This window comes from Ureibacillus chungkukjangi (genome assembly GCF_003217295.1).
In the GTDB taxonomy this organism is placed as follows: Bacteria; Bacillota; Bacilli; order Bacillales_A; family Planococcaceae; genus Ureibacillus; species Ureibacillus chungkukjangi.
This window is the reverse complement of sequence record NZ_QJTJ01000003.1, coordinates 52,338-75,429: the sequence shown is the minus strand read 5'-3', so window position 1 is coordinate 75,429 and position 23,092 is coordinate 52,338. Positions and strand designations below refer to the sequence as shown.

Genomic DNA, 23,092 nt, shown 5'->3' with positions numbered 1-23,092 from the left:
TGATGGGAACTTACCAATTATTTAAAAAGAATGAAACCTATAATGGGCTCTATGCCATGTTGTTGGTAAATCGCCTCCAAATGCTTTACTTTTTTCTGATTATGCCAAATATCTTGATCCATCCATATATGATTTGGGTGCTTATAGCTGTCGGGATATTATCCCAACTAAACCTTTTTCTTTTATCGAAGTGGCTTTTAACCCGTTTATCTAGCAATGGATATAATGGATTTGTCCAAATGTTTGGAAAAAAATTGGTACGATTTCTCTCTTTCATCGGGTTGTTCTTTATTCTGCTTAAACTTTCCGTCATAACCTTAGGATTCAGCCAAATTGTTCAAACATTTATGCTTCCAGCAACAGATACAAATTTTCTTGTCTTTTTTATTTTGTTGTTCTGTTTTTATGTCGCAGGTAAGGGCGTTGAACATACCATTCGTTTTGTGTTGATTTCTTTTTTCTGTACATTTTCGATGATCACATTTTTCGTTTTTTTCTTCTTTCCCCCAATAGCTCAACTCAGTGATTTGTATCCGCTTATTCCAATGGAGTGGAAAGTAGAAAATTGGAAAGCCTTTTTTTTAATTTTGTCTTCCTATTCTGGTCCGGAATTTCTGGTATTTTTGGGACCATGGCTTAAAACAAACAATAAAACCTTTCGCTATTTGTGTTACGGCAACGCTCTCACCGTTGTAGAGTATGTATTCCTATTTATAGCATCCCTATTTTTTTTCGGTTCCAATTATTTAAGTAAAACTCAATATCCAATTATTAATATGTCCCGTTATTTTCAAAACCCAGTGTTTGAACGAATTGATATGATCTTGCTTTCCTTTGAATTATTTAACCTAGTTTTTGCAGTTTCTCTATTTTTACTATTGTTTTATGGAGCATCTAAAATAGCTTTTGGTAAAATGAGCAAGCCAACCAGTGGAAAAGGTTTGTTATCCAATGTTTTCCTTATTTTTATCGGAATGGTTCTTATGAATGAATTATTTTGGAAGTCTGAGGAGAAGCAGACCTTTTTACTTAATCTCCAAATTATAGCTGGAAGCATAAGCTATTTTCTTGTTCCTCTTGTTATTGTTTTAGTAATGAAAAAAGAGGGGGTTAAAAAACATGCGTCTACATAAAAAGATATGTAAAAGATTGATACTCCTTTTTATGACTTTTTGGTTATCTGGCTGTGCCCCTTTTACTGAAAACAAGCTTATTGAAGAAATTTCTCCCGTTACCTTTTTGTCAATTAGTAAGGGGGATAAAGGGAAATTAACAGTCAGTACAATTATGCCTCCTCTAAGTAAAGAAAAGAAGTTTGTTATGTCGCAAGAAGTCAGCTTATTAAAGGAGGGAGTACAGAAGTACAATTTAAACTTCTACCAGGAAATGAAATCCGGACAAATGCGGATGCTGGTAATTAGTGATGAACTTGGAAGAGACGGGATTATGTCCATTATAAATGTATTATTGACTGATCCGGATATTTCTCCGAGAATCTATTTAGTAATCGTAAAAGGAAATTTTGATGAATACTTGGAAAGTCAATTGGACAAAGATGAAAACTTTGATTACTCGTTTTACCGAATGCTGAAGCATTATGAGGAAAAAAACCAAGGAGAATTAACTGTCGTTAATCTTCATGAATTTAAAAATTTGCTCTATACTCCTTATTCAGATCCTTTCTTGCCTGTATTCAAATTAGAAGAGGATGGGGTCAACTATGAAGGTACAGCCTTGTTTAAAGATGACAAGCTAGTTGAAACTATTTCATCTTTAGATGATCGTATCTTCCAGCTGATAAACAACGATCACTACTTAGTTGTTTTACCGATTCAAAAATTTGAAATTGTACTGGGTCATGTTAGATCTAAAGTAATAGTAGATATCGATAGCAGTTATTCTACAATGACCTATACCGTGAATATAGACACTAGGATTGAGGAATACCGGGGAGAGAAGCAATTATTTGACCCAAAGCAGTTAGAAAATATGAAAAAAGATATCGAAACCCATCTTGAAAAACAAACACATGAACTAGTTAAAAAGATGCAAGAATTGAAAGTGGATCCATTACAGCTTGGCATACAAACAAAAAGACCATTCTCAAAACCAATGGAAGAAAAAAAATGGATTGAAATGTTTGAGAAGATGGACATTAAAATAAAATACAATATTAATATTGATCCTTTGACGGATGCAAATTCAAAAAGGCAAAACCTTTAATTTTCCCTATCGAATAACCCATAACGCAAACAAAATGCCCTAGAATCTAAAGATTCTAGGGCATTTTGTTTACAATCTATTGCTTTGCGTAATTTCTGTCATATTATACAATAACACAAGCTAGCGTTGTGGTCGAAAACTTTGGAAATAACCATGATTTCATCACATCCGCCTGGCTTTCCTCCAAAAATGTCTGCGGCTATTCTTTTACCATTTGTTTGCTACCAATAATCGATGAGCCTAATTGTTGCTGGAGAGCATCTAAGTAAATCTGCCTTTTTAGATGAGTAAGATACTCTCAATTGAATCTGGTTGAAAAATCAATTATATAAATAGGTGTTTTTCATATTATACAGCTTAATTTTATTGGTCAATGTTAAACTGTTCCTAAAAATTTTCTATAGATTAGGTAAGTTTAATGCTGTATTAATATTATCGAGATCCAAATTGATTTGTTCGTTCATATCCCAAGCGTGGTACCATCCCTTTTCTACCATATAACTAGAAATTTGTTCATGCATATCAAGAGGTTTTAGCTGCATCTGGAGTAAATCTTCCAATACCTCTGTTGACATACACATTCAATCCCCTATCTCTTTGTCTATCCTCTAAAATTTCTATATAATGTCCAAAGGCATTTTTCTAGTCGGTTGCGGAAATACCTCATCAAGTCTATTTAAATCCTCTTTTGTTAATTCAATTATAGTAGCTTTCGCATTTGCTAGTACATGTTCTTCTTGAACAGCTTTTGGAATAGCTAGACAATCGTTAGAACGGATTGTCCAAGCGAGAGCGATTTGTAAGGGTTGTACAGCGTATTTTTCTGCAATCTCTTTAATGGTTGGATCCGTTAACAATTGTCTTCTTAATGAACCTCCTTGAGCTAGCGGGCTATATGCCATAATAGGCATGTGATGTTCTCGCTGCCATGGTAAGAGATCATAATCTATACCCCTTGAACCAAGATGATATAACACTTGATTAGTCATACAATTTTTTCCGTTAGTGGTGTTCCATAACTCTTTCATATCATCGGTATCAAAATTGGAGACTCCCCACCTTACTATTTTTCCTTCCTTGCGTAGCTTTTCCATTCCTTCAATGGTTTCTGCTAATGGCACACGTCCTCGCCAGTGTAAAAGGTACAAATCAAGATGATCGGTTCCCAGCCTTTTTAGACTGTTTTCACACGCTTTGGCAATCATATCTAATCCTGCATGATGAGGATACACCTTTGATACTAAAAAGACGTCATCTCTACGTCCTTTAATTGCTTCACCGACTAAGCGTTCAGAATCGCCATCACCATACATTTCCGCCGTATCTATAAGTTTCATTCCTAAATCTATTCCGAGTTGTAAAGCTTTGATTTCCCTTTCTCTCATTTGAGGATTTTCTCCCATGTACCAAGTTCCTTGTCCTATTCTTGGTAGAGAAGTTCCATCAGGCAATGTAACTACACGACTTTCAAGGGAATTTTTTATTTTTGTTAATTTATTTTCGTCCTGTACACTCATTAAAAATCAACACTTCCTTTTGTATCTTTTTATGTGCCTAATGAACAAAAAAAGGCGGCAATACTCTTTTGCAGTGTTGCCACCAGTAAATCACTCAATTCTTACCTTATTTCTATTTTAGTTAGAGCTGCTGCTTGGTAGGGTGGTAAGCTTCGGTTCAACATCCATTTAGGCATTATACTAAGTGAGCTCCACCATCAATAAGAACAGCCGTCCCAGTAGTAAAACCATTTTTAGCAAGGTATACATAGGTTTCAGCTATGTCTTCCGGCTTTGCAATCCGTCCAACAGGGAGCTGTTGTGCAATGCCGTTGAACAGTGCTTGCCTCTGATCATCTGACATTCCAGCATAGATTGGAGTATCTACAATTCCAGGTGAAACCACGTTTACCCTAATAGGGGCTAGGTCTACGGAAAGTCCTCGAACCAATCCTTCAATGGCTGAATTGATTGCCGCTAACGTAGTAGCGCCTTGAGGAGGACGAACGCCATATACACCAGAGGTTAAGGTGATTGAGCTCTCATTGCTTAAATATGGAAGTGCTGAACGGACAGTAATATATTGCCCCCAGAACTTACTATCAAACGCCTCTTTAGCACTTGCCACAGGCAGTTCGCTAAAGTGCCCCATTGCGCCTTCACCTGCTGTTACCACAAGGTGGTCAAATTTTCCAACCTTACTGAAAAATTCTGCTACTTTTTCTTCGCTTCGAAAATCGATTTCAATTGCTTCTACACTGCCACGAAGAACTTGTTTTGCTTCATTTAATTTGGAAACAGAACGGCTGGCAATGATCACTTGAGCAGATTGATCTAGAAACGCTTTAGCAGTTGCTAAACCAATACCAGAAGTACCCCCTAAAACAACTACTCGTTTACCATTTAGTGACATAATAAAACCCTTCCTTCTTAAAACCCTTTTTGTATTGATCATTCATTGTGAAATTTATTTCTAAAACGATACTATTCAGTACCTATTATTCAGCTAATAATTTTAAGGATTCACGATTAAAGGCAGGAATGTCATCCGGAAAACGGCTTGTTACAATATTATTGCTTACCACAACTTCTTCATCTTTGTAGTTAGCACCTGCATTTTTGAGATCGTTCCTTATTGATTTGAAACCTGTTATGTCGACGCCTTTTAATAGGTCTGTATCAATTAATACTTGTGGGCCATGACAAATCGCAAAAACAGGTTTACCTTCTTGTATAAATACTTTTGCGAATTCACCAAAACGGTCATCTTCACGTAATAAATCAGGAGAGAAGCCGCCAGGGATTAGTAAAGCATCAAAGTCTTGAGGATTAACTTCCCCAATTCCTTTATCTATTTTTACTGTTTCACCTTTTTTACCAGTAATATCTTTTCCAGCCTGTATGTCGATTGTGATCACTTGATGACCAGCATCTTTAAATGCTTGTGCTGGTTCTGTGAATTCTACATCTTCAAATAAGTCTGTTATTAGTGTAGCGATTTTTTTGCTCATAATGATAAGCCCCCTTAAATTTGGAAAAGCATCGTTGGTATTATTCTCATTTAACACAATAAATATAAGTAATCTACCGTGTTTAGTATATGTTACTGCTAGATCTATGGGAGTATAAAAACAATTAGTATCGCTCTGTCACTTGTTTAATGATGATGATGTATTTTGGAAGATTTCGTGATGTCAAATCCTGCTTGCGGCACATAGAAATACTTGATCAGATCTCCTTTTAATTAAGGAATCCTGTAAACAACCTCATAACCTGATCTCACGGTTTCACCCATATTCAATGCCTTAGAAAAATCATCAAGAAGGTTTCCTTGCTGATGTCCTCTTTTTACCTTTCGCTTTTTATAATTTCTGCCAGAAGCTCGTATGAATGCAGGCGAGCTTTGTGGTCGTAAACTTGGGCAATGGCCATGATTTCATCAGCCTGGCTCTCCTTCAAAAATGTATGAAGCTTGTCCTTTATCGTCTGCTGGCTGCCAACAATCGATGTGCCTAATTGCTGCTCGAGAGCCTTTAATTGGTAGCTGCTGGCCACTTCGGATATGTCATCTACCGGTGGTTGAAGCTGTGTAAGGTTGCCGCTCATCAGATTCAAAAATTGCTGCTGCAGGGTTGTGAAAAGGAGTTTTGCCTCTTTATCCGTTTCTGCTGCAATGATATTCAATGCCACCATCGCATACGGCTTATCGAGAACATTCGAAGGCTTAAACGCCTTACGATAGATCTGTAGAGCACCCAGAGTGTTAAGTGGCGAGAAATGGGAGGCAAACGCGAATGGCAAACCCAGTTCTCCGGCCAGCTGCGCACTGAAGCCGCTTGAACCCAGCAGCCAGATTGGAATATTCAAACCTTCACCCGGAATCGCTTTTATAGGGTTTCCTTGGGCCAAGGATGGATCAAAGTAACCGCGGAGTTCCGCTAATTGCTCAGGAAAGTCATCTCCGGTACTTCCCAAGTCGCGTCTCAATGCACGAGCGGTCCCCTGATCTGTACCGGGTGCCCGCCCCAGACCAAGGTCAATTCGCCCAGGATATAAGGATTCAAGAGTGCCAAACTGCTCAGCGATGACGAGTGGAGCGTGATTCGGCAGCATGATTCCTCCTGAACCAACCCGGATTTTTAATGTACCGGCTGCCACATGGGACATCACCACAGAAGTGGCGGAACTGGCGATAAACGGCATATTGTGGTGTTCAGCGAGCCAAAAACGGTTGTAGTCAAGTTTTTCAGCATGCTGTGCGAGTTCTAATGTATGGCGGAAAGAATCAGCAGGAGTACTTCCGGCTGTTATCGGTGAAAGATCCAGCACCGAGAATGGAATTTCGTTTAGTTTAATTGCATGTTTAGACATAAGTTCATCTTCTTCCCTTATCTAATTTTATTAAAAGCTAATCTCATACTGGAATTTCATGAGTCGGAAAGTAAGGCCGCACAAACTCTCCAAGCTCCTGTATGACTTCCTCGGGAGGGCGCTTTGAAAAATACAATACAAATGCCAGGTGATTGACACCAATGGATTGAAATTGATATAAAATTTCTAATAACTGTTTGCGCCCTACACGAAATCCTAAAGGAATCGGAATAGGAAACGCATCGGGATTTTCCGATAAATCGATAAATAAAGTCTGAGTGAAAGGTTTAAACACTCCTGGGGCGTGAATTTCCGACAACTCGCGATACTCGTTAATCAATTGAGTTTGTTGTGGGATAATCCTCGGGTATTGGATCCAACCGTCCCCATTCTGGGCGATCCATTCAATCGATTGATTGCTGAATCCTGTCACCATGGTCGGAATCGAAGAAAAAGGCTTGGGGATCATTCTCATATCCGTTCCATCGATGACGCCTAAATCGCTGTTGATTGTCGGACTGTCCTCCTTTAATAGCCGTTCAAGGAATGCATAATTCTTTTTAAACAGCCCTCCGCTTTCGAGCTTGGATATTCCCAAAGCTGTGAAATCTTTATCCCGGTCTCCTGAAGCCACTCCCATGATCAGCCGTTCGGGAAACAACCGGTCAATAGATGATGCTTCCTTTGCAACTCTGACAGGATGGCGCAGAGGGAGGGCCACACTAGCCGTCCCAAGTGCAATATCCTTTGTATGGGCCGCAAGATAGGTCAAATAAATCCATACATCAAACATTTGACCATTATCATCAATATTCAAATTCTGAATCGTAACGTCCCGAAGCCACAATGCCGCGAAACCATGGTCTTCAATTTTGCGGGCAAGCGACAGCTGATTTTCCATAATCGGATATTTGGACATCCTTGCCGTCGGAATCGCGAAACCAAGCGTCATTTTATCCTTTTGATACAACCTGTTATATGCTCGATGCTGTAATAAACTCACTTCAATTCTCCTTAAATTTTTGTACCAATGTATTTTTCGAACTTTTTAATCGTCTCCTCATTACGGCGATAATACGTCCATTGTCCGATTCGCTTTATTTCAACAAGTCCGCTTTGCAGCAGAATCGATAAATACTGTGAAGTAGTGGATTGCGAAATCCCCGCCTTGCTTCGGATATCCCCTACGCAAACCCCGCCTTCAAATCCTTCATCAGCAATAATATGGGCTTGCGGTGAAAAATGACTGTGGGGATTTTTTAACATTTGAAGAATGCTCACCCTCGTCTGGTTCGACAATGCCTTAAAAATTTCAACGGCTTGTTCATCATTTAAGCTTTCCAATTCCTGCTTCAATGTCATTTGCCTCTTTCTATATCGATTATCACTATATCCCAATGGAAGCTGCATAGATGATTTGAAAGCATCATGCCAAATCGATAATTTACGATATTACCATATTAGCCATCTGATCCTTCCAAATCAAATGATTTGTTTCGAAGGAGATACGGCGAAAAGCTCCCATCTTAAAAAAGACCACTAAAAAATCTACAAATAACAGGTTTGTTCGACGGTTCCGCCACTCCATCTTTGAACTTATTCCATTTTTTTTAGCTTATACACTACTCTATTTGATACAAGGTCTGCAATATTGTTCCTGTATTCCTGATAATGAGCAGACTGAATATGGTATTCCAGCGCTTCCTCATCCTTTCAAACTTCATATAAAACGAAAGTTTGGTCTTCAGATTGGTGCAAGTCATACTTTATACAACCTGCCTCTTCCCTTGATGCCGCTTGTACATTTTTGAGTTCTGATAATAGTTGCCCCTGCAGGCCTTCTTTTGGTTTTAATACAGCAGTCATTATAATATGCTCCATTTTTATCCCTCTTAATAATGAGTGGTTTGCCTTTCTTTTATAAAGTTTTTAAGGTGGCAGTGGAGTTTATGTTCTTCCCAGCATCGTGTAAAAAATATACCCTTTTAAATCTCTTATCCGCTTCAATTATGTAAACTTTTAACTGTTTACTCTTAACTTTTTTAGTATGACCAAAAAGTTGAGGCTTGTTTTCAATTGAATTTGATTGATATTCAACTAAAAGACGAACTAGTAAAACTATATAAATATCGTAACACGGTTCATGTTGAATCTGAGTTAATTTTTGGTGTATTTTTCTTACATTTGGATAGCCAAAAGACTACGGAATTAATTCCGTAGGCTTTCGTTTATATGAAAATTCAGCGAAGAGACTGTAGAATTAGCTTAATGCTTTTACTAAAGCTTCTCCAAATTCTTTAGCGCCATCTGGACCATCACCAGTGATAATATCATCATGAGCAACAACATGTTTTTCAACATATGTTACTTTATTCGCTTTTAATTGGTCTTTTTGTATATCTACTGGATAGCAAGTTGCTTCTCTTCCAGTAAGTAAACCCGTTTTAGCTACAGTAACCGCACCTGCACAAATTCCTGTTACAAGAACTTTATTAGTATACGCTTGTTTCAAGTAGTCTTGTAATTCTTGATTTTCCCATAAATGATCGTTAGTACCAGATCCACCAATAACAGATACAACATCATAGTCAGAAGCAGAAACGTCTGAGAAAATGACCTCAGCGGTTGCTTTACCTTCATAATCCCCTATGATTTCACCTGTTTTTGTACTTGCAATTGTCACTTCAATTCCGTTGCTTTCCAATTCCGCTTTTGGTTGAAATAATTCGTCTTCATTGAATCGTTCTGGTGGTATAATTAAAAGTGCTTTTTTACTCATTAGTAGTTCCTCCTCATTAATGTAAAAGATTTGCCGGTAAGACGACCATTTCATTCTACTGCTTGTTTTCTTCACTGTGAAGAATGCACTTTTTTGTAAGGAGGTTACCGACAGGTTACAATTGATATAAATAAGGAGGTAAGAATTTATGCCAGGTACATTTAGAGATGAAGTTAAAGAAAAGATCATAAATGGTGATTATAATTGTGAAAAAGAACTTACCTTATCAATTATAAGTGGTAAATGGAAAATTGTTATTTTATGGCATTTAGGGGTAGAAGGACCACATCGATTCAGTGATCTCCAAAGGCTTTTTCCAAAAATATCTCATAAAATATTAACGAATCAATTAAGAGAACTGATGGAAGATGGAATAGTTCATCGTGAGGTTTATCCAGAAGTTCCACCGAAAGTGGAATATTCCATGACTGAATTGGGGATGACTTTACTTCCTATCGTTGAAATGATGTATGAATGGGGAAAAAATCGGATAGCAGAAATCATAAAAGAAATGGATATTTCGGAATTAAGCATAAGCTTACATTTACAATGTTGCTTTACAAAACCTATTAGAAAAGAAGCACCTTCACTTAACTGTAAGGAAGGTGCTTCTTATGCTTAATTGCGCAGTATTCAGATCATTTATGCTGTGGATTGGTTCAACTGAACGGGGATTGTGTTTTCTTTTATTTAAAATAAATTATACATAAAAGAACTATAGGAAAAAGTTTCTATTCCACTAATGATGAATCAAGGGTCTTATTAAAAAATAACTAAATCATTTCCAAAACTGTATAATCCAAAAGGCTGGCTAAAAGAAATTTCTTTTTTTAGTCAGCCTTTTTGCTTTACTAGCCTGTCAACATCCTTTCAAAGTGCTAGTCAATTTAAAAACTTGATTAGATAAATTAACTGTTTTTCAATATTTAGATTCTTATATTCCCTCAAAAACCTCATTTACTTATGGTACGGTTCTCCGTCTCGGTTCTTGTGGTAAAACAATTTCTGAAAAAATTGTACTGTCTTCTGAATTCCAGAAGACAATACGTTTTAGTGATTTTCTGTCCAAATTTACTTCGATACTTTTTATTAGTGAACGAATGAGTAATTTCTTTGAAGGCATATCTGCTTGATCAAATACTTGATCAAAGGCTTTTAATAATTCACTCACTTTTTCAGCAGAAATAGTCTCTTTCTGCACAGCATTCTTTCTTTCAAACTCAACAACTTGCTCTTCTAAAGTTTCAATATCAAGTTCAATATTCTTTGTTTGTCTACCATATGATTTAGGAGTAATATCCCCCTTTCGATAATCAAGGTCCAGTTTGTTTAACTCCTTTTCTAATTCTACTATTCGCTTTTTATTCTCCTCATATTGAAGGACTATCTCTTCATTTTCTTCAATATAGTTTTGATTCACTTCTTCTACAAGTTCATCTACAATAGTTCTTTTCGCCACTAATTCTTTAATAATTTCTAGAATTGATTTTTCAATCCAATCCTTATTAATTACATTTGGGCGGCAAACCTCTATCCCCTTAGTATGGTAACTTTGGCATATATAATAATAATAATAGCCGTCTTTTCTCTTTTTAACTTTGCTCATAACTGTTCCACTTCCGCATTCAGGACATTTTAAAATGCCTGAAAGCAAGAAATCAGTTTTTATATTCTTTTCATTGACGGCTGCTTCTCGATTCACAGTAGCAATTTGCTGAACCAACTCCCATGTATCCATATCTATGATTGGCTCATGAATACCTTTTTCTACATGATAATCTGCATCTTTCCCCTTTCTTCGAAGTGCAGCCCAGTTTCTATATCTACCCCAACGGACATTACCAATATAGGTTTCATTTTCCAATATTGTTTTAACAGCATTAATACCAAAGGAACTATTCTTCTTAGTTCTGTAGCCTCGACTATTTAAATCACGAGCAATTGCTTTATAACCTTTCCCTTGCGCCCTTAACTCAAATATTCTTTTAACTATTAAACTTTCTTCTTCGTTTACCACTAATTTTTTATCAATAACGTTATAACCTAATAAGGCTCCTCCGTTCCATTGACCCAACTTTGATTTTTTCTCCATACCTGCTGATACCCGTTCAATGATTAATGATCTCTCATATTCTGCAAAAGTCCCTAAAAGAGAAATGAACATATAGCCATTTGATGTACTACTATCAATGTCACATGTTGAGACTAATAATTTCATACCTCTATGCTTTAATTCTTCATCAATCAGACGAAGTACATCACTATTTTTGCGTGAAATACGGTCCACTTTCCAAACAATAATCGCATCAAACTTCTCATTTCGCATATCAATAAAGAGGCGTTGAATGTCTGATCTATTAAAATCTTTACCAGAATCTGAATCTGTGTAATAATCGTATACTTCATATCCTTTTTGTGCAGCGTAGGCTGTTAGATCCTCCTTTTGTCCTTCTAACGAGAATCCAACTCTTTTTTGTTCTTCTGTACTCACACGGGTGTAGATTGCTGCTTTTAGATTTCCTTTTGTCATTACATTACAACCTCCTTTTTCATTATTTTTTTGAATTGAAATAAGTCTTTTCTACAAGATACTTGATATTCAGCAAAAGCCCCTAAAAGGGAAATGAACATGTAGCCATTTGCCGTACTACTATCAATATCACATGTTGAAACTAATAATTTCACACCTCTAGGTCTTAATTCCTCGTCAACCAAACGAATTACATCACTATTATTATGCGAAATACGGTCTACTTTCCAAACAATAATGGCATCAAACCTTTCATTTCGCATGTCAATAAAGAGGCGTTGAATGCCCGGTCCACTAAAATCTTTACCAGAATCTATATCTGAATAATAATCGTATACTTCATATCCTTTTTGTGCAGCGAAGGCTGTTAGCGCCTCCTTTTGTGCTTCTAACAAGGATTCAACCTTTTTTTGTTCTTCTGTACTTACACGAGTGTAAATTGCTACTTTAGGATTTTCTTTTGTCATTACATTACAGCCTCCTTGTCATTATTCTTTTGGATATGGAAATAAATCATTTCTGCTAACACATCTAAAAATTCTTCCCTTTTTAGATCTTCCTTTGTTTTTACTTCAAAAATGTTGCTTTTCTTTAATGGTTTTTTTAATGATGTCATAACTATATCCTCCCTAATTTGGAAGGGATATGTTTTGATGTAGTGTTTTGATGGCACCCTTATGTATTTAAATTAAATTGGAATTCCTTAATTCCTTGTCTACATAATAAGGTGATTTGGAAAATTTGTAAAGACCAAACGCATTTTATTTTTAATAAAAGAGACTAAACAGGAAATACTTAAGTAATATATACCTTTTTGAGTAATAACTAATATTTCTTAATCTATTCTCCCTATATAATGAAAAAAGGTTTTCTTTAAACAATACCTGTTCAAAGAAAACCTTTTTTCACTTTTTGATTTTACTTGTAATATGCTTCATTTAATCGCACAAAGGCATATTTTCTGTCTTCCCATAACCAATCAATAATTGTGTCTTTGGAAATATAACTAATCTCTCTATCACGGGTGTTGCCATTTGTCCAATAGTGAATATATTCCTCACCATCATATTCAAGAAAGTGGTAAAACCCATTATAAAGTTTTATTGTTACCCACTCCCCATAAACACTTATCCCGTTAGACATTGGTGAACTAAAACTTGTCTCATACCCGTAATTTTCAAACATCTCAGCAATGAATTCATTAACCTCTTGCTTTGATTTAAATACTAATTTTTTGTACATAAAATCACTCCCGTTATTTTGGGATGTGTTTTGATGTGGTATTTTGATGGCACCCATATATTTTTAATAAATTAGAATAATCTAATTCATAACTTTATAATAACCAAATATAATACTTTTGTAAAGACTAAGTGTATTTTTTGTTTTACAAAACGGACTAAACGGGATAAAATATATAATAATAAAGGGGGCTTATGTGTGAATGAAGATAGAATAATGATTGGAGATCGCTTAAAACATTTAATAAATGAAAATGGTATGGATATTGATAAGGATACCCTACTAACAGAATTTGGTTTTGCAAAATCTAGTATGCAAAAATATTTAACTAATGTAAGACGACCTTCACTCGAGCATCTTGTTAACTTGGCAAGAATTTTCAATACCTCCGTTGATTACATTGTTGGATATACTGACTATGTTCTAGATACATGGGATTATGATTTTTTAAAAGAATTTGGCGAATTTTCAAAAGAGAAGATTAATGATTATTTTATCAAACGCGGTAATTACACCTTACCTTCATCCGATACACATTATACACTGCTTTTTTATATAGTGTTCAATTCATTAAGTAACGGACGAACATTAGAGGATTTTATAGGTGAAGAAAAGGAGAAGTTTATTTTTACTGTTGATACATTAGTTAAAACCTGCATGAATATTATAGACATGCCGAATAGCCCACATTTTAGCATAGCAGAAGCGGAATTATTGCATGAGAACATTCAACTTTATAATGATGGGGATTACCGCTTCACAGATGAACAAATCATAAGCAACTTAGAGGAGAATACGGAATTAGAGCATTCGGAAAAAATTGCATTATTAAAGTCTTACCTACAACAAAATATTGCTACAACACAAAGAGCAATCAATTTGCTAAACGAACTAGAAAATGAATAATAAAAAGGCAATATAGCACTGTTTGAAGCAGCACTATGTTGCCTTTATTTATTGATTTAACCAAATTGACTCTAACGCTTGTAGTTGATCTTCCTCGGTTGGCACTGAATATCTAAACAGCATCTCTGCGCTTGAATGCCCACTTAAAGACTGTACGATACTCGAATCAGTACCGTTGCGAATTAAATGGGTAATAAACGTATGACGTAACGCATGAACATTAACCCCTTTTTTCTCAAAGATATGCTGAACGCTGCGGACACTTATTCTTTTTCCTCTGTTAGAAATAAACAAAGCCTCTATGTTATCATTACGTTCACATAAGTATTTGTTAACGGCTCTACGTGCTTCTTTATTTAACGGAATATGTCTTGTTTTATTTCCCTTCCCATTTCGAACAAATAACTCACCTTTACGTTCACTAATCTCAATGTCCCTTTTATCTAAAGAAACCAATTCAGAAAGACGTATGCCTGTATTTAGCAATAATTGAGTAATTGCCATATCTCGTGAATTATTTTCCCTATCAATTTCCCGGATAAGGCGATTAACTTCTACCCTGCTAAGAGATTTTGGAGACAATTTAGTATATTCTATTGGTTTAATAACCGCAATTTCTTCAATTGCACGCTCATTATCTGACCAACAACTGAATTTTTTTATGGCACTCCAATGCTTATTAATAGTGGATGGGTTTTTTCTTCGACTTACAAGATAATCGATATACTGCTGCACATCACTTCTTGAATAGTTTTCTAAACTTGCCCCAGCACCGTCTAACCATTCCGAAAATAATTTTAGTGAATTGGCGTAAGTTTGGATTGTTGTTTTGGATTTGCCTAAAAGCCCTTCTTCTAAAAATTGATTCAGCATAATAAAATTACCTCCTCATTCATTACTTAAAATATTAAGCAAAACTACTAAACACTTGACTTCTTCACTACGGGCTTAATATTAATAAACATTACGGTTTGTTTTGTTTTTTCAATCGTAAAGTAATCAATGATAGATATACGATATATGCCGTCATTTCCAAGATAATCATTGGTATTATCCATTCTCATTAACGACAATCTATTTAATCTAAAAACACGTATATTTATTGGATTACACTCTTGTGTTAGAAAAACAATAATTGTGCTATCAATATCATAGATACCGCTTCCTTCGCTTTCTAATGTAATATCCAGTTCTAAACTTCCGTCTTCAAGTTGTTTCACTTCACCACGATATAAACCTTCTTCATCAAGTTTCAGCATACAATCAACTCCTAGTAAGTTTATTTCTACTGAAAACTTAACGCGCATCTGAATCATCTTCAAGTTAACTTGACTAATTTTTTGTATATTAGAAACTTATAAAAGACCTAAACTCAGAATCCCTTTTAAAATCCTCGCTCCGTATACACTGATTTGCTACAACCCACGAAATCCCTAAGTCTTTACAAGACTGGTATAACATATAGAACTCTGTCATATCCCTAAAATCACTAATACAATGAACTATCACTCGTTCAATTTGCTCAATTCCAAAATCAGTCAGCACTAAATCCAATAAATCCATATGAACAATATGAGCAATTTCCATATCGTAATCCTTCTTCGCAGCATATTTAGTTAACTGATACTTTTTCAATGTGTTATTATCGCCCCACACAAGCCCCAGATAGATCTTTGAGTTTTGCATTTCAGATTTCTCCATAAGCATTCCTCCATATTTCTCAGTCTTTTAATAAAAGTTTAACGCGGACCGAATCGATTTAACAAATATTGCAATCTACTGTCATTATGAAAAGTCAGTAATACACTTACACAATTCTTAAGAATTTGAACTTAAATAATTCTACGCAATTTTTTTCTATCGTTATTTACAAAATATCGGTGTTTTTTCCGCCAATATGGATTTTGAAATGGCATAGTATACAAATTCTACGAAGTCTTTCTACGCAACTTATAAAATTAAGAAGTTTATATGAGAATAAAAAACAAACGGGCAATTTAATGTTTGCACGAACATTAGATCACCCGTTTGTTGTTACTTTATAAATTTAAAAGTAAAAAGTAATTATTGATTGATGTAACGTGGCTACGACTAATGCCACTAGCATGCTTAATGGCACAAGCAGCACCAAGGGAGCATTATTAACTTTTGAGCCGGCTTTTTTTCTTTTGTCCCCCTTTTTATAATTATGGAAATCAGTTAGAAAACCTTTAAATGGTCTTTTTCTTCGATTCGCTATTTTAACCGATTTTCAGTCGTTTGAGTCGATTTTAATTGCAAAATTAAAAAAAGAAGAAGTTATTCTTATCCTTTCTCTTTTATTCATTTTTTTCATATACTTTCATTTTCTTCTGCTCTCTATAGGGATTTTTTTCAGGACTTTTTTCAGGACTTTAAAAGAATTCCTGAAAAAAAAGATTTCCTCACTTGTTAATGGTAAACCGATTCATAACATTTCATCGTATTTAATAACCAATCACGCACATTATGAATAAGTATTAACCGTTCATAATCATTCATATTTAACCATATCTGGTCATAACCGTTATTAACGAATCTTACTTAATCCTTTCAACCCCAAATAAGACTTGTTTTGATGACATCACCAAAAATGTGTTTCTTATTGCGAAGAATCTCCATCATCCATAGTTGAACTTACTACTTTACCGTTTAATTATGAACTTCTAACACTATAACTTTCTTATAAAGTTTCTTTTTTTATCAGCAAAACTGTATTTAAAAAAGAAGAAGAGAAGATTAAATTGCAATTGGTTTGTAACCTTCTCCTTTTCTTCTTTTTAACCGAATGCCTTTCATTGCTCTTACTCCATTTAATCAAATATTTGGAACAATGTTTTGTTGTTATGTATTGGTTTGATCCGGTTTATCTGTGTTCAATTACTTCCTTATAAGATTCGTCTACATGATTAGTACCTTTAGTTTTTATTAATTCCCACCCCATTAACTCTAAGGCATTTGCTTTACCTTCTGAGACGGTCTTTTTGAATAGAAACTTTCCATGTTCAAATTTCCTGAGTACGTAATATTGCTGAATATTGTATTGCTCTGCCCCTAAGAAATCTACATAACCATGATGTATTATGTTGTATTTAGAACCATAGAGTTGTTTCACATGAACTAATTTTCCGTTCACCTCGTTTCCATAATATTTCAAGTCCTCTGCACCTCCATTCCTATATTTTTGCTTAATAAGCAAGGATTATTTTTAGTAAATATCCTTGTGAAACATTTATATTGTTCTGTCTCTTACAAACTTCTTAATTTTTTTGTCCCTATAAAAGCAGCGGAATTCACTGCTTTTATAGGATTGTACATATACACTATAGAAAGGTAGTTCAGAACGAACTGAACACAATTTATCATTTAAACATTAAATTGTTTGTTCCTGCAAAAAAGGAGAAAAAAAGTGGGAAGGTTGTCTAAAAGCCTAATATAAAGAAGGTTACTTACATTTAATCAATGCGTTTGTCTCATTTCCCTCTGCACCAAATCGCTGCTCTATACGAATTTGAAACTCATATAACATTTCGTCTAAATCAGAGAGTACGAATCGATTCTCTCTACCATCGAATAGTTGGTCTACTAAAGGAAGGAGAAGTTCTGCTCGGATTTCTGTAAGAATTTCTTCAAACTGTTCTTTGCACACCAGAATCACCTCCTAGAGATACAATTAAGTAACTAAAGTAACTTTCCTTTAAAAATAAATAAGATCATTTAAAATAATTCTATTTTTCATTGAACCATAAAGTACTTTTACTGAAAATTTTTTATGCTGCGAACACTTCGCATAAATTATCCAAACATTCTACTCTTCCACTTTATGAAAGAAGGAATTTCTATTTTATGAACATGGATTAGAATAAGGTGGTTAATTTTAAAGGCAAGGTGGTACTTTCTCATAGAAATCGGAAGTTTTCAGTACCTTCTAAGTTAAAAATGACACTTTTAAAACCCACAAGCGACTCAGAACCTTGATACAATGGGGTTTCTAACTCTTCCTTTAAAAAAGAGGCCACTTTTTTCTTCAAACATCTTCTTTACTTCAAAATGTTTTCTTATTCTTTAAATTCCATTTCAACCAAAAAAATTGGCATTAAAACTCTATAAACCTTGATATATCAACGTTTTTAGCAAAAAGGAGAACCAATTTTGAGTTGTAAGTGCCATTTTCCATTGCCTGTTAGCCTATGTTTACAAAAAACAAACCACATCTTTTATTAGTACCCCCACATTTTTTTTAAATATCTAAACAAATCTCAACAAATATCTTAATTGTCTCTTCCATAGATAGAAAAAGTGAACTACACTAACAATTAGTTCAGTAATCATATATTTCCTTACAGAAGAGAAATGGTATGTCTGACTGAACAACTAATATAACCTGATAGATAGTTTGGTTAAAGTAGGTATGTATAGTTCGGCAAGGTTGACCAACGTCTGTCAGACTAGTTCGTACACAGAGGAGTATCATAGCATTACTACATAATATTAGTCTCTCCTGTATCACATAAGGAGGCTGAATTAGATGGACAAGAAAGATATTATTGAAAAAAATTTAAGATTAGTTTTAGAAGAAAGAGGTTATTACGACGTAGGAAAGAACACATTTGAAATATTACTTTCTTATGCTACTGGAGCAATTACTGACGAGGTTTTCATTAATAGCGTAGGTAAGGAAATTGAAGAAACTGATTTAGAATACATTAGTTACTTATATTTCCCAGAGCGTAAAAAGCCCGCTACGTTGGAGGTAAATCAGGCTAATCTTGATGAAAAGATTAAGCAAAATCTAAAGGTAAAAGAGCAGTTCATGCTTGAAACTTTAAAAAAGCAACATAATATAGATGAACAAATTGCCCTAAATATTGCGAAGTTTTTCAAAAAAGACGGAACGCCTAAGTTTGTTGAAACTGAATATATTTACAATAGAAAAGGCAAAGTTAGTGAAGTAAATAAAACTCTTAATAACAACCTATTCTCTAAATACTTAGCAGAAAAATACCCATTGTTAGACGTTTCGAAAATTCATTATTTCTACGATAATGGTGTCTACAAAGAAAAACTTTATAATGAAATTAGAATAATTATCCGTGAGGAACTTGAAACTTTAGGAGATACCTTTGTTAATACAAAGGTAATAAACGATTTGCAGACACTTTGGTTGTTAAACCGTAAAGTTGCAACATCACCAGATGATTTGAACGCTCAACCTGTTCTAATAAACTTTAAAAACGGTATTTTAAATGTGGCCACTTTAGAATTAATGCCACATAGTCCTGAGATAAAAACAACAGTACAGATTAATGCAAATTATAACCCTAATGCTGAACCTGTTTATTTCAAAGATTTCTTTGATTTTACATTCCCAAAAGAAAGTCTTCAAAGATTAGTTTGGCAGATTTTAGGTTACAGTCTTAGTTCTTACCATAACAATAAAAAACGTTTTATCATTTTCCACGGTGATAAGGATAGAGGAAAATCTTTATTCTTAAACGTTACTTTAAATGCCCTGTTACCAAAAAGTGCAAGAACTCATCGTGATCTACATAGTTTTACAACGGATCGCTTTGCTACGGCTGACTTATATGGTAAGACGGTTAACATAAATGGCGAGTTAAGCGCTGATACTATTAAAAATACTGATGTGTTAAAAATCTTAACAGGTGAAGATGGCATAAATGCTCAGAGAAAAAATGGACAGCCTTTTGAATTTGTACCGACTGCCAAATACTTATTTGCAGCAAACACTTTACCAACCATTAGCGATCAAGATACTACCTCGGCATTTTATGAACGTGTAATTATCATTCCTTTCACTCAAAAGGTTATTTATAAAGACCGTTCTCTCGGTAGTAATATAATTAAACACGATTTAGACTACATTGCTACCCAAGCCATTCTTGCATTAAATTACTTAATTAATAATAATTTTGAGTTTGATATTCCTTCTGAAATACAAGACATTATTCATACATATGAGGAAGAAAATAACTCTGTATTGAACTTCGTAAACACTGTATGTGAAGTCGATCCTACAGCATTTATGCTGGTTAGCGACTTTATGAAAATATATAAACAATATTGCGAAGTTGAACTTGAACAAGATCCAAAAATCCAAAAACAAGTTAAGAAAATCCTTCAAATGCAATTTGGTGTAAACGTTAATTACCGTTATAAATCAATCAGAGGCTATATGAAGGGAATTAAAATCAATATAGAAGAATTAAACAAATTCCAACTTACACAAAACCAAAGAAATAACTTGTAAAATAACTAACAAAAGAAGAGTTCGAGGTCCTACCTCCTGCTCTTTTTTTGTTTCCTCCCGTTCTTCTTTAATAAAATAGAAAAAGCCTTAGATGTTTTCCGCCACCTAAAGCCTTCATGTATTATTACATCACTCAGAAAGAAGAGTTCGCTGACAATAGAAACCAAAACTACTAACCAAACAGTCCTAAACTATATAGAGCCAGTATTGCACTGTATTCCAACTATTAAGCCCCTTAAATCCCCTATTCGTCAATAGAGCGATTTAGTTGAGCCAACTATAAGGCGAACCTTTCAGTCTGTGTAGGCTGCCTATCTTCATATACTGAAGATATTTATATATTATCACGTGAAATAATTAATGTACGCTATTTTCTCCTAAAATGGATATTTTTTATAAGTTATTTGATAATTGTATTAAGCCTTATCTTGTTATTCGCTTTTATCAATCGAGAAGTTTATTTAAATACCAAACAGAAATAAAAATGTTCCTGCTTTTTCTAGAAACGCCCCTTGCTTTTATACTATATTTAATCGAACGTTCGGCATTGTTTTTCACTTTCTTCTTCCGAAATATGTTCCTCAATTTTTACATTCGTCACATGTAACCCTGTTAGGTTGGAATCACTTACAGAAAAAGTAAGTCTATTAAAATCGCCACCGTGGTGTCCTGAATAGTTTAATGCACTAGCAAAAACGATATGTCTTCGAGGGTCCCCATCAATGGGTTCAATTTTGATCTTTGGACACATAAAATATTCAGCATAAGATGGATCTAATTCATTTAAATAACGTGTATATAATGCTTCTTCAAGTAACTCTTCTTTCGTAAGTCCGTCCACTTCTTTTCTCCACCCTACTAAGAGCCAATCATAAAGAGATTGTGACTTTATTTGTATTTTTTTGCTTTTATCCGAAACGATCAATTCCCCATCTTTAGCCGTGCAGGTTCTGTGCATATTATCAATATTACATGTATAGGCTGGTTCAATGGTAATCACATCATCACTTGCCATCTTCAATGTCATTTTATTGGATGGTTTTTTTAAAGATACCTCCATTGTTTCATCTACTAGGCTAGAGTTATTCAACCAATATGTTACTTTTCTGAGTACACGTTCTTGAAATCCATCGTTGATACTGAATATCTGTTGTTGTCCTGAATCATTTTCTATTTTAATGCTTCCAATCTCTTCATGCTTTAATGAGTGCGCCAATAATTGTTCCAAAAAGGGAATCTGTTGATTCGTATTAGTCTTTGCTTCGGTCATTTGGCTGGAAGACATAATTAAAAATCCAATGAGGAGTAGAATTACAAAGTTATATTTCCTCATAATAGTGCCTTTCCTACAACTAAGAATTCTGAAAATTCATCTCTTACATAACAAATTGTATAATCGTATAAATTGCTTATTCCCAAAACAACCAAATGGGTAACCTCCCTCTTTTAGTAAACTCTAATTTTAGTTTTGGAAATTTCATTTACCATTATTCCTGTTATACTAAACTGCACCATTAGTTGAAGAAGAAATTTTTTCTTAGTTTTAAAAAAGGGTAGGAAAAATACCATTATTAGAATAGATGGGCAACTATCAAATAGTTACAACTAACCAAATGCAATTACATGGTTTGGTTTGGTTTAATTAAAATAATTTTAGTCCTCGAATGGCTTATTAAATGACCTTGGTAATCACTCCATCATCCTTGATAATATTTGATCACTTGAATTATTTCGACCTAATCTAGGTAAACCAGACATTTTTAATCTTTATTGTCTTTTTATTGAGTGTTCATATATAGTTGGACCTTCCCATGCTTTATCTAAACAGCCTTTAATGAACTTTTGAGTATCTTCATCTAGTTCTTCAAAATCTAAACTTCTTTCAACCCAAGACGTTACATGCACCCTAAAACTATCAGTTATTTTTCTACCTCAAGATAATAATCTTTCAGTTGCAAAAGCCACTGCGTATATATAAATATCTTCAGGAACACCATTAACGGTTAACTTATAGTATTCGCTTCAAAAAATCTCTTTCTATCGCCAATTCAGTTTTTTGTTTTACCATCTTTTGTGATACCGTACACTCATCCCCATAATATTCTAAGTATACTGTACTTCCATTCTTATATTTTTAATAATAAGCAAGGATTTTTTAGTGAATATCCTTGCCTAATATTTATCTGTACCTTACAAACTTCTTAATATTTCCATCCCTATAAAAGCAGCGTAATTCACTGCTTTTATAGGATTGTACAAATATACACTATAGAAAGGTAGTTCAGAAAGAACTGAACACAATTTATCATTTAAACATTAAATTGTTTGTTCCTGCAAAAAAGGAGAAAAAGTACGAAAATGGTCTAACCCTATCAGTTCAGCGGTACAAACAGACAAATTAGCATTCAAATCTGCAAAGTATTTACAAGTAAAGTTATCACTCAAATTGACACAAAAAAGGACTTAGATCATTAAGTGAACTAAGTCCTTTTTTGTATTTCTGTATTCCAATATTCAACTAAAGCCTTCGTTAGTTCAATTTATGTAGACACTAATTATCTACTAAAAGTTACATATTCAACAAAACTGCATCTTTAGTTAAAAAGCAACTGCTCTTATTGAACAATCGCCTCAGTTACTTTAAGTACATTTCTTCACAATTTTACCTTTTTGAATTAAGCACTTTATCCTAAGAATCCCTTCCTATTTGATTTTAAAAAACCACCCTATGAATTGTTAATTAAATAAAGGGTAAA

Annotated in this window: 23 protein-coding genes and 1 pseudogene; 5 read left to right on the top strand and 19 right to left on the bottom strand. The window is 34.4% G+C overall.

Features of this window, described 5'->3' with window-relative positions; all coding sequences use genetic code 11:
- Positions 1–2 precede the first annotated feature (2 nt).
- Positions 3–1,133 carry a GerAB/ArcD/ProY family transporter gene (locus tag BJ095_RS03780; RefSeq protein WP_235867564.1) on the top strand — a complete coding sequence of 377 codons (1,131 nt, stop codon included), beginning with the start codon at positions 3–5 and terminating at the stop codon, positions 1,131–1,133.
- Between the two features lie 31 nt (positions 1,134–1,164).
- Positions 1,165–2,223 carry a Ger(x)C family spore germination protein gene (locus BJ095_RS03775; protein WP_235867563.1) on the top strand — a complete coding sequence of 353 codons (1,059 nt, stop codon included), beginning with the start codon at positions 1,165–1,167 and terminating at the stop codon, positions 2,221–2,223.
- A gap of 398 nt (positions 2,224–2,621) precedes the next feature.
- Here BJ095_RS03775 and BJ095_RS03770 read toward each other — a convergent pair.
- From BJ095_RS03770 to BJ095_RS03730, 9 genes and pseudogenes are all read right to left on the bottom strand, one after another.
- Positions 2,622–2,789, bottom strand: a pseudogene (locus tag BJ095_RS03770) (spore coat protein); the annotation flags it as partial.
- Positions 2,790–2,840: 51 nt separating this feature from the next.
- The gene (locus BJ095_RS03765; RefSeq protein ID WP_107932124.1) at positions 2,841–3,740 is read right to left on the bottom strand and encodes an aldo/keto reductase; all 900 of its coding nucleotides are present in this window, start codon (positions 3,738–3,740) and stop codon (positions 2,841–2,843) included.
- Positions 3,741–3,915: 175 nt separating this feature from the next.
- Positions 3,916–4,632, bottom strand: coding sequence for an SDR family oxidoreductase (locus BJ095_RS03760; RefSeq protein ID WP_025727352.1), 717 nt, complete (start codon positions 4,630–4,632; stop codon positions 3,916–3,918).
- 85 nt (positions 4,633–4,717) lie between these two features.
- Positions 4,718–5,230 (bottom strand): type 1 glutamine amidotransferase domain-containing protein, encoded by a 513-nt coding sequence (locus BJ095_RS03755; RefSeq protein ID WP_025727351.1) that lies wholly within the window; start codon positions 5,228–5,230, stop codon positions 4,718–4,720.
- 337 nt (positions 5,231–5,567) lie between these two features.
- Positions 5,568–6,590, bottom strand: coding sequence for an LLM class flavin-dependent oxidoreductase (locus BJ095_RS03750; protein ID WP_025727350.1), 1,023 nt, complete (start codon positions 6,588–6,590; stop codon positions 5,568–5,570).
- Positions 6,591–6,633: 43 nt separating this feature from the next.
- Entirely contained in the window at positions 6,634–7,593 is a 960-nt protein-coding gene (locus BJ095_RS03745) for a TIGR03571 family LLM class oxidoreductase (RefSeq protein ID WP_107932123.1), read from the bottom strand.
- Positions 7,594–7,604: 11 nt separating this feature from the next.
- Positions 7,605–7,952 (bottom strand): ArsR/SmtB family transcription factor, encoded by a 348-nt coding sequence (locus BJ095_RS03740; protein ID WP_051476243.1) that lies wholly within the window; start codon positions 7,950–7,952, stop codon positions 7,605–7,607.
- Positions 7,953–8,303: 351 nt separating this feature from the next.
- Positions 8,304–8,456 (bottom strand): putative quinol monooxygenase, encoded by a 153-nt coding sequence (locus BJ095_RS19210; RefSeq protein WP_235867562.1) that lies wholly within the window; start codon positions 8,454–8,456, stop codon positions 8,304–8,306.
- Between the two features lie 394 nt (positions 8,457–8,850).
- Entirely contained in the window at positions 8,851–9,369 is a 519-nt protein-coding gene (locus tag BJ095_RS03730; RefSeq protein WP_025731574.1) for a DJ-1/PfpI family protein, read from the bottom strand.
- 148 nt (positions 9,370–9,517) lie between these two features.
- Here BJ095_RS03730 and BJ095_RS03725 point away from each other — a divergent pair, with 148 nt between their 5' ends.
- Complete coding sequence (locus BJ095_RS03725; RefSeq protein WP_107932121.1) at positions 9,518–9,991, top strand: winged helix-turn-helix transcriptional regulator; 474 nt, start codon at positions 9,518–9,520, stop codon at positions 9,989–9,991.
- A gap of 339 nt (positions 9,992–10,330) precedes the next feature.
- Here BJ095_RS03725 and BJ095_RS03720 read toward each other — a convergent pair whose 3' ends face one another.
- From BJ095_RS03720 to BJ095_RS03710, 4 genes are all read right to left on the bottom strand, one after another.
- Positions 10,331–11,899, bottom strand: coding sequence for a recombinase family protein (locus BJ095_RS03720; RefSeq protein ID WP_107932119.1), 1,569 nt, complete (start codon positions 11,897–11,899; stop codon positions 10,331–10,333).
- The gene (locus tag BJ095_RS03715; RefSeq protein WP_107932117.1) at positions 11,899–12,366 is read right to left on the bottom strand and encodes a recombinase family protein; all 468 of its coding nucleotides are present in this window, start codon (positions 12,364–12,366) and stop codon (positions 11,899–11,901) included. Before BJ095_RS03715 ends, BJ095_RS03720 begins: the two co-directional genes overlap by 1 nt.
- Entirely contained in the window at positions 12,366–12,515 is a 150-nt protein-coding gene (locus BJ095_RS18965) for a hypothetical protein (protein ID WP_181417954.1), read from the bottom strand. Before BJ095_RS18965 ends, BJ095_RS03715 begins: the two co-directional genes overlap by 1 nt.
- Before the next feature lie 302 nt (positions 12,516–12,817).
- Positions 12,818–13,141 carry a hypothetical protein gene (locus tag BJ095_RS03710; protein WP_107932115.1) on the bottom strand — a complete coding sequence of 108 codons (324 nt, stop codon included), beginning with the start codon at positions 13,139–13,141 and terminating at the stop codon, positions 12,818–12,820.
- Positions 13,142–13,339: 198 nt separating this feature from the next.
- On the opposite strand from BJ095_RS03710, the gene BJ095_RS03705 reads away from it, so the two are divergent.
- Positions 13,340–14,047 (top strand): helix-turn-helix domain-containing protein, encoded by a 708-nt coding sequence (locus BJ095_RS03705; protein WP_107932113.1) that lies wholly within the window; start codon positions 13,340–13,342, stop codon positions 14,045–14,047.
- 48 nt (positions 14,048–14,095) lie between these two features.
- Here the strand turns inward: BJ095_RS03705 and BJ095_RS03700 are convergent, their stop codons facing one another.
- The 5 genes from BJ095_RS03700 to BJ095_RS03680 form a co-directional block, all read right to left on the bottom strand.
- Entirely contained in the window at positions 14,096–14,920 is an 825-nt protein-coding gene (locus BJ095_RS03700; RefSeq protein WP_107932112.1) for a tyrosine-type recombinase/integrase, read from the bottom strand.
- 47 nt (positions 14,921–14,967) lie between these two features.
- The gene (locus tag BJ095_RS03695; protein WP_107932110.1) at positions 14,968–15,306 is read right to left on the bottom strand and encodes a hypothetical protein; all 339 of its coding nucleotides are present in this window, start codon (positions 15,304–15,306) and stop codon (positions 14,968–14,970) included.
- A gap of 88 nt (positions 15,307–15,394) precedes the next feature.
- Positions 15,395–15,748, bottom strand: coding sequence for a hypothetical protein (locus BJ095_RS03690; protein WP_107932108.1), 354 nt, complete (start codon positions 15,746–15,748; stop codon positions 15,395–15,397).
- Between the two features lie 1,183 nt (positions 15,749–16,931).
- Positions 16,932–17,201 (bottom strand): hypothetical protein, encoded by a 270-nt coding sequence (locus BJ095_RS03685; RefSeq protein WP_146223194.1) that lies wholly within the window; start codon positions 17,199–17,201, stop codon positions 16,932–16,934.
- A gap of 309 nt (positions 17,202–17,510) precedes the next feature.
- Positions 17,511–17,714, bottom strand: a complete 204-nt coding sequence (locus BJ095_RS03680; RefSeq protein WP_107932105.1) for a hypothetical protein — start codon at positions 17,712–17,714, stop codon at positions 17,511–17,513.
- Between the two features lie 879 nt (positions 17,715–18,593).
- Here BJ095_RS03680 and BJ095_RS03675 point away from each other — a divergent pair.
- Complete coding sequence (locus BJ095_RS03675; RefSeq protein ID WP_107932103.1) at positions 18,594–20,336, top strand: DNA primase family protein; 1,743 nt, start codon at positions 18,594–18,596, stop codon at positions 20,334–20,336.
- Positions 20,337–20,865: 529 nt separating this feature from the next.
- Here the strand turns inward: BJ095_RS03675 and BJ095_RS03670 are convergent.
- Entirely contained in the window at positions 20,866–21,606 is a 741-nt protein-coding gene (locus tag BJ095_RS03670; protein ID WP_215534986.1) for a hypothetical protein, read from the bottom strand.
- Positions 21,607–23,092 lie beyond the last annotated feature (1,486 nt).

Excerpts from the sequence above, each read along its gene's own strand:
- BJ095_RS03760 (WP_025727352.1), bottom strand. The coding sequence starts at position 4,632 with ATGTCACTAAATGGTAAACGAGTAGTTGTTTTAGGGGGTACTTCTGGT.
- BJ095_RS03765 (WP_107932124.1), bottom strand. The coding sequence starts at position 3,740 with ATGAGTGTACAGGACGAAAATAAATTAACAAAAATAAAAAATTCCCTT.
- BJ095_RS03725 (WP_107932121.1), top strand. The coding sequence starts at position 9,518 with ATGCCAGGTACATTTAGAGATGAAGTTAAAGAAAAGATCATAAATGGT.
- BJ095_RS03740 (WP_051476243.1), bottom strand. The coding sequence starts at position 7,952 with ATGACATTGAAGCAGGAATTGGAAAGCTTAAATGATGAACAAGCCGTT.
- BJ095_RS03715 (WP_107932117.1), bottom strand. The coding sequence starts at position 12,366 with ATGACAAAAGAAAATCCTAAAGTAGCAATTTACACTCGTGTAAGTACA.
- BJ095_RS03675 (WP_107932103.1), top strand. The coding sequence starts at position 18,594 with ATGGACAAGAAAGATATTATTGAAAAAAATTTAAGATTAGTTTTAGAA.
- BJ095_RS03670 (WP_215534986.1), bottom strand. The coding sequence starts at position 21,606 with ATGACCGAAGCAAAGACTAATACGAATCAACAGATTCCCTTTTTGGAA.
- BJ095_RS03700 (WP_107932112.1), bottom strand. The coding sequence starts at position 14,920 with ATGCTGAATCAATTTTTAGAAGAAGGGCTTTTAGGCAAATCCAAAACA.
- BJ095_RS03730 (WP_025731574.1), bottom strand. The coding sequence starts at position 9,369 with ATGAGTAAAAAAGCACTTTTAATTATACCACCAGAACGATTCAATGAA.
- BJ095_RS03780 (WP_235867564.1), top strand. The coding sequence starts at position 3 with ATGGGAACTTACCAATTATTTAAAAAGAATGAAACCTATAATGGGCTC.
- BJ095_RS03710 (WP_107932115.1), bottom strand. The coding sequence starts at position 13,141 with ATGTACAAAAAATTAGTATTTAAATCAAAGCAAGAGGTTAATGAATTC.
- BJ095_RS19210 (WP_235867562.1), bottom strand. The coding sequence starts at position 8,456 with ATGACTGCTGTATTAAAACCAAAAGAAGGCCTGCAGGGGCAACTATTA.
- BJ095_RS03755 (WP_025727351.1), bottom strand. The coding sequence starts at position 5,230 with ATGAGCAAAAAAATCGCTACACTAATAACAGACTTATTTGAAGATGTA.
- BJ095_RS18965 (WP_181417954.1), bottom strand. The coding sequence starts at position 12,515 with ATGACATCATTAAAAAAACCATTAAAGAAAAGCAACATTTTTGAAGTA.
- BJ095_RS03690 (WP_107932108.1), bottom strand. The coding sequence starts at position 15,748 with ATGGAGAAATCTGAAATGCAAAACTCAAAGATCTATCTGGGGCTTGTG.
- BJ095_RS03695 (WP_107932110.1), bottom strand. The coding sequence starts at position 15,306 with ATGCTGAAACTTGATGAAGAAGGTTTATATCGTGGTGAAGTGAAACAA.
- BJ095_RS03775 (WP_235867563.1), top strand. The coding sequence starts at position 1,165 with ATGACTTTTTGGTTATCTGGCTGTGCCCCTTTTACTGAAAACAAGCTT.
- BJ095_RS03720 (WP_107932119.1), bottom strand. The coding sequence starts at position 11,899 with ATGACAAAAGGAAATCTAAAAGCAGCAATCTACACCCGTGTGAGTACA.
- BJ095_RS03750 (WP_025727350.1), bottom strand. The coding sequence starts at position 6,590 with ATGTCTAAACATGCAATTAAACTAAACGAAATTCCATTCTCGGTGCTG.